Consider the following 13,060-nt stretch of genomic DNA (forward strand, 5'->3'; position numbering starts at 1 on the left):
TCGGCGAGGATAAATTACATGTGTGGTATCGTTGGGATAGTCGGAACATCTCCTGTTAATCAGGCGATTTATGATGGCTTAACTGTTTTGCAGCACCGAGGTCAAGATGCCGCGGGCATCATTACCATTGAAAACAATACGTTTAGCTTGCGCAAAGCAAATGGCCTAGTAAAGGATGTGTTTCACACCCGCCATATGAAACGACTACAAGGCACAATTGGTATTGGCCACGTACGTTACCCTACTGCTGGCTCGTCAAGTTCATCTGAAGCGCAGCCGTTTTACGTTAATTCACCATTTGGTATTGCGCTTGCGCACAATGGTAATTTAACCAATGCTGAAACTCTAAAGCAGCAACTGTTCTCAGAAGCGCGTCGTCACGTTAATACAACGTCTGACTCAGAAATACTACTTAATATCATGGCACATGAGCTAAGTAAGTCTGACAAATTACATTTAGACGCTGAAGACATCTTCACTGCAGTAACCGAAGTAAACAACAAAGTAACCGGTGGCTACGCCGCTATTGCGATGATTATTGGCCACGGTGTTTTAGCATTTCGTGACCCTAATGGTATCCGTCCTTTGGTATTTGGTAAGCGTGAAACCCCTAAAGGCACTGAGTACATGTTTGCCTCAGAAAGCGTAGCATTAAAGCCAGACGGCTTTGAATTTGTGCGTGACGTTGCACCAGGTGAAGCGATTTACGTAACTGAAGATGGCCAATTTCATTCACAAAGTTGTGCTGAAAAAGCCTCTTATGCGCCGTGTATTTTTGAGTTTGTTTATTTTGCTCGCCCAGATTCAACCATCGATCGTATGTCGGTTTACGCAACGCGTGTAAATATGGGTACTAAACTGGGTGAAAAAATTGCGCGTGAGTGGAGCGATAAAGACATTGATGTTGTTATCCCAATTCCTGAAACCTCATGCGATGTGGCGTTAGAAATTGCCCGCATGCTTGATTTACCTTACCGCCAAGGCTTTGTTAAAAACCGTTATATTGGTCGTACATTTATCATGCCTGGCCAAGAAATGCGTAAAAAGTCAGTGCGTCAAAAGCTAAATGCGATTGACCGTGAGTTTAAAGGTAAAAACGTTTTACTGGTTGATGATTCAATTGTACGCGGTACAACCTCGGCACAAATTGTAGAAATGGCCCGTGAAGCCGGAGCAAAAAATGTGTATTTTGCCTCAGCAGCACCAGAAATTCGTTTTCCTAATGTGTATGGTATTGATATGCCATCTGCCGCAGAGCTTATTGCGCATGGCCGCGAAGTTGAAGATATTAACCAAAGCATCAGTGCTGATGGCTTAATTTTTCAATCACTAAACGATTTAATTGCCGCTGTAAGCCAAGAAAACCCAGAAATTACTAAGTTTGAAACCTCTGTATTTGATGGGCAATACATTACCGGTGATATCGATCAAGATTACTTAAACCATATTGATCAATTGCGTAACGACTCGGCTAAAAGTAACCGCGAAAACGCCATGTCATCAGGCCTTGAAATACACAATCAAGATGCCAACGAAGCTGATTAATGTGTGATTAAACATAATTAGACATAAAAAAAGGAGCTAATTAGCTCCTTTTTTGCGAAGGAAAGAAAGGGAACACTTCATATCAAACAACGTGGTTGATTAGGTAAACATTGGACTCACAATGCCGTTAGTCCAAAGTATTGCGGTTACAGCTAAAATTATTACCAATAAAATTAGCCCGCAGGTAACAACAGAGCTGGCATAAATAAAGCCGCGCTCTTGTGGAATATGCATTAGTATTGGCACGCCTGTATAAAGCAAGTACACCGAGTAGGCTAGGGCAATCATACCTACGCAAACAACAAACCACAGCTCAGGTAAAAAAGCGGCTAAGGCCGACATAAACACGGGTGTAGCAGTATAAGCGGCAAGTTCAAGCGTTTGTGTAAAGGTAGGTTTAGCACCAAATGTAACGGCCATCCAATGGGCTAAATAGGCCAGTGCAAACACACCGGCTATTAACGCACCATACATAGCCACGGCAATTAGCAGTGCGCTTTCATGTGTTAAAAATACTGGGTTGCCCGCACCAATACTCCAGCCTAAATACACCGATGAGTAATACCCCATAATCGATGGAAATAATGCAATAAGTAAAATATGCGACAGGCTATAAGTCAGGCTTTCGTGGCGGTTATCTATTGTTTGCCATTCTTCGAGTGGATGAGCATAAATGCCCCACAGGTGGTTCAGTATCATAGCGGTACTCCATAAAAGGAACGTATTACTGTTGGTTATAATTCAGTTTTAGTTAGTTTGTTTTTTATACAGTATCTATATTTATGGTTTAGTTCATATACAAAGTCAAGTTAACTGCTTATTAACATTTTAAAGAGGTTGTTTTAGCTCGTTTTATTCTTCGTTATTTTTCGTGTTAAAATGGCTTTTTTTTATTTGAAGTAACGAGCAGCCCTGTGCCACATAGCGAACTTTTAGCCCCTATTAATAATTTTTTATTGTGCGAAACCCCAAATGAATGGGTTGTTGAGGCAGTAAAAAAAGAAAATTTATCGATTATTTTAATCGATCACTTAATTTGTGAGTTAAAAGCAGCGCAAAGTGCAATGTTTTTAATTCGTAAGTACGCGGTAGATAAAGACAGCAGCGATGCATTACTTGAATGGCTAAAGCCCTTTGAAACACTTATTTATAAACGTGAAGGTAATTGGCGTGATTTAGCGGCTAAAAATAAACTTACAAAATCTATTATCCCAAAGTCTAACTCACCTTACGGGCAAGATTTAATAGATAAAATGGTGATGCTAATAAAGGAAGAATTACATCACTTTTATCAAGTGCTCGAAATAATGGACGAGTATGGAGTAGAGTACCGCAGTATTACACCGTGTCGTTACGCTAAAGGGATGCTACGTAACGTTAAAACGTTTGAGCCTAATGCATTAGTCGATAAACTAATTGTAGGTGCTTATATTGAGGCTCGCTCATGTGAGCGTTTTGCTGCACTTGCTCCACATGTTGATAAACGCTTAGGCGATTTTTATATTTCATTGCTTCGCTCTGAGGCGCGCCATTATCAAGATTACTTAACACTGGCACAAGAAATTGCTGATTTTGATATTACTGAGCGAGTCGACTTTTTTGGTAAAATTGAGGCTGATTTGATCACTAGCCCTGATGAAGACTTTAAATTTCACAGTGGCGCTCCTGCACTAGTTACTAATTAAAGCAGTGTTATTTAGCTCTTCAAGCACACCGGTTAGTTAGGTGTGCTACTTCTTTCTATAAAGTCTATGAGCTCAAGCGCCGTGCTTTGAGAAAAGCCATGTTTTACTAATAGCTCTTTTGCGGTGCCATTGTATAAAATAGTAGAAAAGCCTTGTTCAAGCGCGTCTCTTTTTTGTTTTGCATCAGGGTCAGACTTTGGAAACATAACATGCAGTTGATGATGCTCTAAATCGGGCGAAATATATTCAACTTGTGGCGCGCCGGGTTCATTAAGTTTTTCGGTGTTTTTTAACCAGTATTCACCCACTTCTTTAGTGCCTGCTACTAAGTCTATTCGTCCTTTTTGAAGCATATATAAACTGTTAATTAACCCGCGAGTTGAGGTTACGGCCAGGCCATTACTTTCAGAAAAAACTTCACTTACTGCGTAGCCAACGCCTTTACAAATACTGTATGGCTGTAAAGAGTCCATACTGCCGTCATAGTTTATTTGTCTGTCTTTGAGCTTAAATAGTCCAACGTATACGTTAGCAAGTGGGCGAGAATAATAAAAAAGATCAGTACGCGACTTTGTATAAAAAGCGCCTAAAATTGCATCTTTTTTATTTATTTTGGTAAGCTCCAGCGCCCTGTTCCAGCTGGTAAACTCGATGTCGTTATTAATATTTTGATTAGCTAAGGCCGCTTTAGTTAAGGCAGTAACCCAGCCGTTATCAATTAAGCGCTCACCAATATAGGGTGGGGAGTTTTCGGCGACGAGCTGCCAATTTTCTGAGGCATATCCTTTGGAAAAAATGCAACAAAGCACCAAACAATAAATAGCTTTATACATATATCCTTATCCTATTACCAAAAAGTACTTAAATAATAGTCAGGATTTGAGATTATGCGAAGGGCGTATTAATGAGTTTTTGACCTTGCGGAGTAACCACTAAATATGAGCCTTGAGTATACCAATCACCAAGCACAGTGCGTGTTAGTGTTTGCTTACCTACAGAGTAAGTGTGTACGTTAGGGCGGTGGGTGTGGCCGTGTATCATGTTGCTTACATTATACTTGGCAAACATCGCTAGTACTGCGTCATCTACTACGTCTAAAATTTCTATGGGTTTGTCGGCTTGGCTTAATTTGCTTTTTTCTCTGGCATTGCGAGCAATTTTTTTTCTGTACCATAGTGGCATTGCTAACATTAATTTAGGCCACCACCAACCGCGACTTTTTTTACGAAACTTTTGATACTCAATATCTTGGGTACACATTTCATCACCGTGCAAAATAACAGTGGGAGTGCCATATAAATCTATAACCGTTTGCTCGTTTAGCAATACCATACCTGCGCGTTTAGCGTATTGCTCACGCATAATAAAATCGCGATTACCGTGTATAAAGTACACTGGTGTACCGCCATCTTTAACGGCTTTTAAATGCTTTGCTACCTCACTAGCCAATTCTGTTACGTAGTCATCCCCAACCCATACTTCAAAAAAATCACCTAAAATATACAATGCATCTACGGGCTTACCAATAATGTGCGTATTTATAAAGCGATAAAAGGCCTCGCTAATATCTGGGCGGTTTTCACTTAGGTGTAAGTCTGCAATAAAGTAGGTTTGAGAAGTCATAGAGGCATCTAGTTAGGTTAAATAAAAGCGGGCGCATACATAATGTACCATGCCCGCTTAATTACTCAGTATATGAGTAAACGTTTAGCTTACAGTAACGTTTTCGATGATTACATTTTCAAGCGGTACGTCTTGGTGAAAACCAGCGCTGCCTGTTGCTACACCTTTAATTTTATTTACTACGTCCATGCCTTCAACTACTTCAGCAAATACACAGTAACCCCAGCCTTGCGAAGTTTCGCTGCTGTGGTTTAAAAAGTCGTTGTCGTTAACGTTAATAAAAAATTGGGCTGTTGCTGAATGTGGATCAGGCGTACGCGCCATTGCTAATGTACCTACTTTATTAGATAGGCCATTATTTGCTTCGTTTTGAATTGGGTCGTTAACGTCTTTTTGTTCCATACCAGGTACAAATCCACCGCCTTGCACCATAAAGCCGTCAATTACGCGGTGAAAAATAGTGCCGTTGTAAAAACCTGAGTTTGCGTACTCTAAAAAGTTTTTAACTGTGTTTGGAGCTTCTTGCTCAAACATTTTAATGGTGATGTCACCAAAATTAGTGTGTAGAACAACCATGTGGTTTCCTATATCTGGTTTAATTAGTCGCGCTATTTTATCTTAGTTAACTAAGATAAACAAAGTGCTTGTTCAATATATCCAAAGCTGCCCAAGGTATATACTTGTGCGTTTTACAGGGGGTTAATATCGAGGCGGTATTTGGCCGTTGTGGTATTTTTTTTCAATATATAACCATGCACAGAACAAGAGCCTGTTAAGCAATAAACAGGGTGGTTTAAAACTGATTTTTACAGTGTTATTAATTTTAACAACAGAACCTCTATTACATACAATCAAGGCCTTGCCTAAATTGGTTTTAATTGCTGCTTAAACATGCGTATTGAAGAGGTTTGGGTATAAAAAGCGCTAGAGCGGGGGCTTTTCAAGTGTTAACATAGCCAACTCAGCAAACAGTCAAGGACTAAAAGTAAATGGTACAAATATACAACACACTCACGCGACAAAAAGAGCAGTTTAAACCTATGGTCGAAGGCAAAATCGACATGTATGTGTGTGGTATCACCATTTATGATTTTTGTCATATCGGTCATGCGCGTACATTTGTCGGGTTTGATGTTATTGTCCGCTACCTTCGCCACCTTGGTTACGACTTAAAATACGTACGTAATATTACCGACGTAGATGACAAAATAATTAAGCGCGCAAACGAAAATGGCGAGTCAATTAATGACCTAACTTTGCGTATGACTAAAGCCATGCACGAAGACTTTGATAGCCTAAACATGTTGCGCCCAGATATTGAACCTACGGTTACAAACCATATGGATGAAATTATCGAAATGGTTGAGCGCTTAATTGCAAAAGGCCATGCGTACGTAGCAAACGATGGCGACGTGCTTTTTGATGTTTCTACGTTTGAGCAGTACGGCGCACTATCGCAACAAGATTTAAGTATGCTCCAAGCAGGCTCTCGCGTAGAGGTTGCACAGGATAAAGACGATCCGCTTGATTTTGTATTGTGGAAAAAAGCAAAAGCAGGCGAACCTTCATGGTCATCACCGTGGGGAGAAGGGCGTCCGGGTTGGCATATAGAATGTTCAGCAATGAGCTCAAAGCATTTAGGCGAGCATTTTGATATTCACGGTGGCGGCTCTGATTTACAGTTTCCGCATCACGAAAACGAAATTGCGCAATCATGCTGTGCAAACAATGGCAAGTATGTAAATACGTGGATCCATACAGGCATGGTACAAGTAAATAAAGAAAAAATGTCTAAATCATTAGACAACTTTTTTACTGTGCGTGAGGTATTAAAAACATATGACGCTGAATCAGTTCGTTACTTTTTAATATCAGGGCATTACCGTAGCCAGCTAAATTACTCGCAAGAGAATTTAGATCAAGCACGTTCATCGCTTGAACGTATTTACACAGCACTTCGTGGTGTTGAGCCAATAACGTGCGATATTGAAAACAATGAGTACGTGGCTAAATTTAGAAAAGCCATGAATGATGACTTTAATACGCCAGAGGCGTTACCGGTTTTATTTGAACTGGCTAAAGAGCTAAACCGTGTTAAAGACACCGATACACAGCAAGCAGGGCAATTAGCATTTGTGCTACGCAGCATAGGCGAAGTACTTGGTGTTGCCCAGCAAGCACCTGAATCGTTTTTGCAAGGCGGGCAAGATGATGATGAAGTAGCCACTATCGAAGCGCTGATTGTAAAACGTAATGAAGCGCGCGCAAACAAAGATTGGGCCGCTGCAGATGAAGCACGTGATGCACTTAATGCACTCGGTGTCGTGCTTGAAGACTCAGCAGGTAAAACAACGTGGCGTAAAGCGTAAAGCGTAAATGCGTTAAAGTAGCTTTTAAACTAAAAAGGGTTGCCAGTTGGCAACCCTTTTTTAATGCTAAGGCATTATACCAATCCGCAATAATATTTAATCATTTTCAGGGGCTAAACGTGTCGCTATCTGCGTTAAAAAATTCTCATTTAGAACAACTAAATAGCGAATTTTTTGCCTTGCTATCAACACGTTTATCCAACCTCAAAATAGATCACTTAATTATGCGGATTGGTATTAAATTAACTGTGGTATTTTTCACATGCTTCGAGGGTATTTTCAATTAAACTTGCTACAGTCATTGGGCCAACGCCACCCGGTACAGGAGTAATAAAATCAGCTTTTTGCTCTGCAACACTGTACTGAACATCGCCCACTAACTTGCCTGTATCTAAACGGTTAATACCTACATCAATCACAATCGCACCTTCTTTTACCCACTCACCAGGTATAAATTCAGGTTTACCTACGGCCACTACTAATAAGTCTGCGCGGCGCACATGGGTTTCTAAGTCTTGTGTAAATTTGTGACATACCGTTGTAGTACAACCGGCAAGTAATAACTCAAGCGACATAGGACGGCCAACAATATTAGAGGCACCAACAACTACCGCATGCATCCCTTTGTAACGCACGCCCGTTGAATCTAATAAGGTAATAATCCCTTTGGGTGTACATGGGCGCAGCGCCGGCATACGTTGCGCTAAGCGGCCAATATTGTAAGGGTGAAATCCATCTACATCTTTATGTGGTGTAATACGTTCTAAAATCTTTTCTGCATCTAGGCCTTCAGGTAGCGGTAGTTGCACTAAAATACCATCTACTTCGCCATCGTTATTTAGCTCATCAATTAATGCTAGTAGTTCTTCTTCGCTGGTTTGCGCTGGTAAATCAAATGACTTTGAAATAAATCCTACTTCTTCACACGCTTTACGCTTAGAGCCAACGTAAACTTGGCTTGCAGGGTCAAGCCCTACCAGTACTACTGCTAAACCGGGTGCACGTAAACCGTTTGCAACGCGTTCGCTTACGCGCTCAGCCACTGCACTACGTACTTGTTTTGCGATTGCCTTACCATCAATGATGTTTGCCGTCATGGGGGACCTTTAATTGGGGTTAAATAAACTTCGATACTTATATTTTAAAAGCATCTGCATATAAAGAGGGGTGTATGCAAAAAATTAATTTTATTAATGCTTTTTTAATATGCAGGCTATTTTCGCAGAAAAGGCCCGAAGCGCCAAGTTGCTTTTAGGTTATAAACCGGTGTTTTCAAAAAAAGCGTCTAAATTTCAGCTTAGTTTTGCAATATTTAACCATTATGAACTAAAAATGACCGATTGATTTATTTTATGCAAAAAACGTTTGACCTCTCCCAGGCAAATCACTATTATGCACCCCGTTGTCAACGAGGTCACTCGCAGGCAATCGTAAGCATCGGCGATTAGCGCAGTTTGGTAGCGCACTTGGTTTGGGTCCAAGGGGTCGCAGGTTCAAATCCTGCATCGCCGACCACTTCTTTTATTTTTATAATAGAATAGCTTACAGGCAAACTATGAAGTTTTCGATGCGCCCGTAGCTCAGCTGGATAGAGCAACGCCCTTCTAAGGCGTTGGTCGAAGGTTCGAATCCTTCCGGGTGCGCCATTTGAAAACAAAGTAAATACCGTGGTGATTGTAGCTCAGTTGGTAGAGCCCCGGATTGTGATTCCGGTTGTCGTGGGTTCGAGCCCCATCAGTCACCCCAATTTACTTCGAGTATCGGCGATTAGCGCAGTTTGGTAGCGCACTTGGTTTGGGTCCAAGGGGTCGCAGGTTCAAATCCTGCATCGCCGACCACTTTCTCATAAGTGGTCTTAAATTCAACATTTAAGTATTCAACACGATTATCGGCGATTAGCGCAGTTTGGTAGCGCACTTGGTTTGGGTCCAAGGGGTCGCAGGTTCAAATCCTGCATCGCCGACCACTTTCTTAACCTTAAAGAAAGTAAACGAGTAATCACTCAACAATAACTTCTATTTACTTCCTACTAAAATATCGCTTTAACGAACCAGTTAGTCTGTTTTTTACGCAGTTGGTCTCGATCGTAGCTAAACTAGTCCAAATAATTGCCCCCTACACTCGACTATCATAATTATTAGGTTATAATGCCGCGTCTATTGTTTAACATAGTGCCCGAAGGGCAGAGCAGCAATGGGATCTCATGGTAGTGACGGATGCTTTTTAGTGAAAAATCGCTTTAAAATTTATCAAGACTCATGAAGATTACTTTGTTTGTAAGGAAGGCGAACAGTCGCCAAAATTGAATATTGAGGTAAATCATGCAAGTTTCTGTTGAGACGACTCAAGGCCTTGAGCGCCGTCTGACCATCACCGTTCCTGCAGAGAACGTTGAGACCGAAGTAAAAAAACGCTTACAACAACTGTCAAAAACGCAGCGTATCGATGGCTTCCGTGCTGGTAAAGTACCAGTTTCAGTAATTAACAAGCGTTTTGGACCTGCGGTTCGTCAAGAAGTAGCTGGCGAAGTAATGCAGCGTAACTACATTGAAGCAATTGTTGCTGAAAAAATTAACCCTGCTGGCGCACCATCATTTGCACCTAAATCACTTGAAGCAGGTAAAGATTTAGAGTTTACAGCAACGTTTGAAGTATACCCTGAAGTTGAAGTTCAAGGTTTAGACAAAATTGCAGTAGAAAAACCAGCAGTAACAGTAACTGACGAAGACTTAGCAAACATGCTAGAAACACTTCGTAAGCAACACGCTTCTTGGGCTGATGTTGACGCAGCTGCTGGCGAAAACGACCGTGTAACAGTTGATTTCGTAGGTACTATCGACGGTGAAGAGTTTGAAGGCGGCAAAGCTGAAGACTTCCCACTTGAGCTTGGCCAAGGTCGTATGATCCCAGGTTTTGAAGACAACATCGTTGGTAAAAAAGCAGGCGAAGAAGTAGTTGCTGATGTAACTTTCCCTGAAGATTACCACGCTGAAAACCTGAAAGGTAAAGCGGCTCAATTCACTATCACAGTGAAAAAAGTTGAAGCACAAGAGCTACCTGAATTAAGCGAAGAGTTTGCAACTAAGTTCGGTGTTACCGAAGGCGGCGTAGACGCGCTTAAAGAAGAAGTTAAAAAGAACATGACACGTGAGTTAGACCAAGCGGTTAAAGCTAACGTGAAAGACCAAGCGATTAAAGGTCTTTTAGAAAACAACGAAATCGAAGTGCCTAAAGCACTTATTGATCAAGAAGTTGACGCACTACGTCAGCAAGCAGCTCAACGTTTTGGTGGCGACGCTAAAAACATGCCTGAGCTTCCAGCTGAATTGTTCCACGAGCAAGCCGTAACTCGCGTTAAAACTGGCCTATTACTAGGTGAAGTGATCAAAGCAAACGATATCAAAGTTGATGATGAAAAAGTTGAAGCATTAATTGCTACAGTTGCATCTGCTTACGAAGATCCAACTGAAGTAGTAGAATACTACAAAGCAAATGATCAACTTATGCAGCAAATGCGTAATGTTGCAATGGAAGAGCAAGCTGTTGAAGCTATTTTAGCTAAAGCAAACGTGTCTGACGTTGAAAAAGCATTTGATGACATCATGAATCCTCAGCAAGGTGCTTAATAAGTCATTGACTTAAGCGCTCGCTAACGATTAAATGGCTCGTGTTACTCTGTTTATGCAGTGTGCCCGGGCCATTTTAGTTTGTGCCCCATAATTTGCGAAAAATGATAACTATGCTTCCTTTAGTAAGAAAAAGCATAAGCGCATAAGGAATTAAAAAAGTATGAACACTGGTATGACAGATCCCCTAAATGCATTAGTCCCTATGGTTGTTGAACAAACAGCTAAAGGTGAGCGCTCGTATGACATTTATTCGCGTCTATTAAAAGAGCGAATTATCTTTTTAACGGGCCAAGTTGAAGACAACATGGCAAACCTAATTTTAGCGCAAATGCTATTTTTAGAATCAGAGAACCCTGAAAAAGATATCTTTTTATATATTAATTCACCAGGTGGTTCGGTAACCGCTGGTATGGCAATTTACGATACAATGAACTTCATCAAACCAGATGTAAGTACAATTTGTGTTGGCCAAGCGGCAAGCATGGGCGCATTTTTGCTTACTGCTGGCGCTAAAGGTAAGCGTTTTTGTTTACCAAACTCACGTGTAATGATTCACCAACCGTTAGGTGGTTTCCAAGGTCAAGCATCTGACTTTGAAATACACGCTAAAGAAATTCTGTCTATTAAAGACAAACTTAACCGCTTAATGGCAGAGCATACAGGCCAGCCATTAGATGTTATTTCACGCGATACTGACCGTGATAACTTTATGAGTGCATCACAAGCTGTAGATTACGGCCTGGTTGACTCAGTGTTTACAAATCGCGAAAGCAAGTAAGCGTGTAGGCAAGCAAATAATTGCTTGCCACTTTGAGTTACTATGCGAAAACCAGTAAATTTTGGTATAGTTAAAAGCGAATTTGAAATAGTTGCCAACCTTATTTGGCAGCCAACGTATAAAAGAGGTAGCTGAATGTCTGACACTCCTACAGACGGCGACAAAAGTAATAAATTGTTATACTGCTCTTTTTGTGGCAAAAGCCAACACGAAGTGCGTAAATTAATTGCAGGTCCTTCAGTATACATTTGTGATGAATGTGTAGAGCTGTGTAACGATATTATCAGGGAAGAAATCAAAGACATTGCTCCTAAGCATAATTCGTCTGATAAACTACCTGTGCCAAAAGAAATTCGTAATCACTTAGATGACTACGTAATTGGTCAAGACCATGCTAAAAAAGTATTGTCTGTAGCGGTATACAATCACTACAAGCGCCTACGCAACCAATCTACAAAGCAAGAAGTAGAACTAGGTAAAAGTAACATTTTGCTTATTGGCCCTACAGGTAGTGGTAAAACATTACTGGCAGAAACACTTGCGCGTTTACTTGATGTACCGTTTACTATGGCAGATGCAACTACACTAACCGAAGCCGGTTATGTAGGTGAAGATGTAGAAAACATCATTCAAAAACTGCTACAAAAATGTGACTACGACGTAGAAAAAGCGCAACGTGGTATTGTTTACATTGATGAAATTGACAAAATTTCGCGTAAATCAGATAACCCATCTATTACACGAGACGTGTCGGGTGAGGGCGTACAACAAGCGCTGCTAAAACTAATTGAAGGCACGGTTGCCTCAGTACCACCACAAGGTGGTCGTAAGCACCCGCAGCAAGAGTTTTTACAGGTTGATACCTCTAAGATTTTATTTATCTGTGGTGGTGCCTTTGCAGGCCTAGATAAAGTAATCGAACAGCGTAGCCATAAAAATACCGGAATTGGCTTTGGTGTTAACGTTAAAGAGTCAGCGTCGAGCCGCTCTTTAAGCGAAACATTTAAAGACGTAGAGCCAGAAGATTTAGTTAAGTACGGCTTAATTCCTGAGTTTATTGGTCGTTTACCTGTTGTTGCTACATTAACTGAGCTTGATGAAGCGGCACTTGTACAAATATTAAGTGAACCTAAAAACGCCATTACTAAACAGTTCTCTGTATTGTTTGGTATGGAAGACGTTGAATTAGAGTTCCGTGATGATGCACTAAGCGCTATTGCTCACAAAGCAATGGAGCGTAAAACAGGTGCTCGCGGACTTCGCTCAATTGTTGAAGGCGTACTGCTTGATACTATGTATGAGCTGCCATCAATGGATGATGTAAGCAAAGTGGTTATAGATGAAACCGTGATTAAAGGTGAATCTGACCCAATCTTGATTTATGAAAACAATAATCAAGATAAAGCTGCATCAGAGTAGTTTTTAAGCTAT

Annotated in this window: 11 protein-coding genes and 5 tRNA genes; 11 read left to right on the forward strand and 5 right to left on the reverse strand. The window is 40.9% G+C overall.

Annotation, left to right across the window (positions count from 1 at the left end; genetic code table 11):
* The first annotated feature begins 18 nt into the window (after nt 1-18).
* A complete protein-coding gene (purF, locus tag PSH41_RS11470; RefSeq protein ID WP_004586886.1) occupies nt 19-1,545 on the forward strand; it encodes an amidophosphoribosyltransferase in 1,527 nt (508 codons plus the stop codon).
* A gap of 99 nt (nt 1,546-1,644) precedes the next feature.
* Here purF and PSH41_RS11475 read toward each other — a convergent pair whose 3' ends face one another.
* Complete coding sequence (locus PSH41_RS11475; RefSeq protein ID WP_004586887.1) at nt 1,645-2,244, reverse strand: Yip1 family protein; 600 nt, start codon at nt 2,242-2,244, stop codon at nt 1,645-1,647.
* Nucleotides 2,245-2,459: 215 nt separating this feature from the next.
* Between PSH41_RS11475 and miaE the strand changes: the two genes are divergently transcribed.
* Complete coding sequence (gene miaE, locus PSH41_RS11480) at nt 2,460-3,230, forward strand: tRNA isopentenyl-2-thiomethyl-A-37 hydroxylase MiaE (RefSeq protein WP_054983055.1); 771 nt, start codon at nt 2,460-2,462, stop codon at nt 3,228-3,230.
* 32 nt (nt 3,231-3,262) lie between these two features.
* Here miaE and PSH41_RS11485 read toward each other — a convergent pair whose 3' ends face one another.
* From PSH41_RS11485 to PSH41_RS11495, 3 genes are all read right to left on the reverse strand, one after another.
* A complete protein-coding gene (locus PSH41_RS11485; protein ID WP_004586889.1) occupies nt 3,263-4,063 on the reverse strand; it encodes a substrate-binding periplasmic protein in 801 nt (266 codons plus the stop codon).
* Between the two features lie 52 nt (nt 4,064-4,115).
* Nucleotides 4,116-4,853: a UDP-2,3-diacylglucosamine diphosphatase gene (locus PSH41_RS11490; protein WP_004586890.1), complete on the reverse strand. Its 738-nt coding sequence runs from the start codon at nt 4,851-4,853 to the stop codon at nt 4,116-4,118.
* 84 nt (nt 4,854-4,937) lie between these two features.
* The gene (locus PSH41_RS11495; RefSeq protein WP_024032242.1) at nt 4,938-5,429 is read right to left on the reverse strand and encodes a peptidylprolyl isomerase; all 492 of its coding nucleotides are present in this window, start codon (nt 5,427-5,429) and stop codon (nt 4,938-4,940) included.
* Between the two features lie 413 nt (nt 5,430-5,842).
* Between PSH41_RS11495 and cysS the strand changes: the two genes are divergently transcribed.
* Nucleotides 5,843-7,222: a cysteine--tRNA ligase gene (gene cysS, locus PSH41_RS11500; protein ID WP_273589075.1), complete on the forward strand. Its 1,380-nt coding sequence runs from the start codon at nt 5,843-5,845 to the stop codon at nt 7,220-7,222.
* Between the two features lie 242 nt (nt 7,223-7,464).
* Here the strand turns inward: cysS and folD are convergent, their stop codons facing one another.
* Nucleotides 7,465-8,319 (reverse strand): bifunctional methylenetetrahydrofolate dehydrogenase/methenyltetrahydrofolate cyclohydrolase FolD, encoded by an 855-nt coding sequence (folD, locus tag PSH41_RS11505; protein ID WP_029772557.1) that lies wholly within the window; start codon nt 8,317-8,319, stop codon nt 7,465-7,467.
* 341 nt (nt 8,320-8,660) lie between these two features.
* Between folD and PSH41_RS11510 the strand changes: the two genes are divergently transcribed.
* The 8 genes from PSH41_RS11510 (at nt 8,661) to clpX (ending at nt 13,048) form a co-directional block, all read left to right on the forward strand.
* Nucleotides 8,661-8,737 (forward strand) — tRNA-Pro (locus PSH41_RS11510).
* 54 nt (nt 8,738-8,791) lie between these two features.
* A tRNA-Arg gene (locus PSH41_RS11515) sits at nt 8,792-8,868 on the forward strand.
* Nucleotides 8,869-8,892: 24 nt separating this feature from the next.
* Nucleotides 8,893-8,968, forward strand: a tRNA-His gene (locus PSH41_RS11520).
* A gap of 15 nt (nt 8,969-8,983) precedes the next feature.
* Nucleotides 8,984-9,060, forward strand: a tRNA-Pro gene (locus tag PSH41_RS11525).
* A 51-nt stretch (nt 9,061-9,111) separates the two neighbouring features.
* Nucleotides 9,112-9,188, forward strand: a tRNA-Pro gene (locus tag PSH41_RS11530).
* Between the two features lie 355 nt (nt 9,189-9,543).
* Nucleotides 9,544-10,848, forward strand: coding sequence for a trigger factor (gene tig, locus PSH41_RS11535; RefSeq protein ID WP_004586894.1), 1,305 nt, complete (start codon nt 9,544-9,546; stop codon nt 10,846-10,848).
* Between the two features lie 163 nt (nt 10,849-11,011).
* Complete coding sequence (gene clpP, locus PSH41_RS11540; protein WP_024033798.1) at nt 11,012-11,629, forward strand: ATP-dependent Clp endopeptidase proteolytic subunit ClpP; 618 nt, start codon at nt 11,012-11,014, stop codon at nt 11,627-11,629.
* Between the two features lie 135 nt (nt 11,630-11,764).
* Nucleotides 11,765-13,048, forward strand: coding sequence for an ATP-dependent protease ATP-binding subunit ClpX (clpX, locus tag PSH41_RS11545; protein WP_004586896.1), 1,284 nt, complete (start codon nt 11,765-11,767; stop codon nt 13,046-13,048).
* The last annotated feature ends 12 nt before the right edge of the window (nt 13,049-13,060 follow it).

The sequence above is a fragment of the Pseudoalteromonas sp. CST2 genome, from assembly GCF_028599385.1.
Taxonomy (GTDB): Bacteria; Pseudomonadota; Gammaproteobacteria; order Enterobacterales; family Alteromonadaceae; genus Pseudoalteromonas; species Pseudoalteromonas atlantica.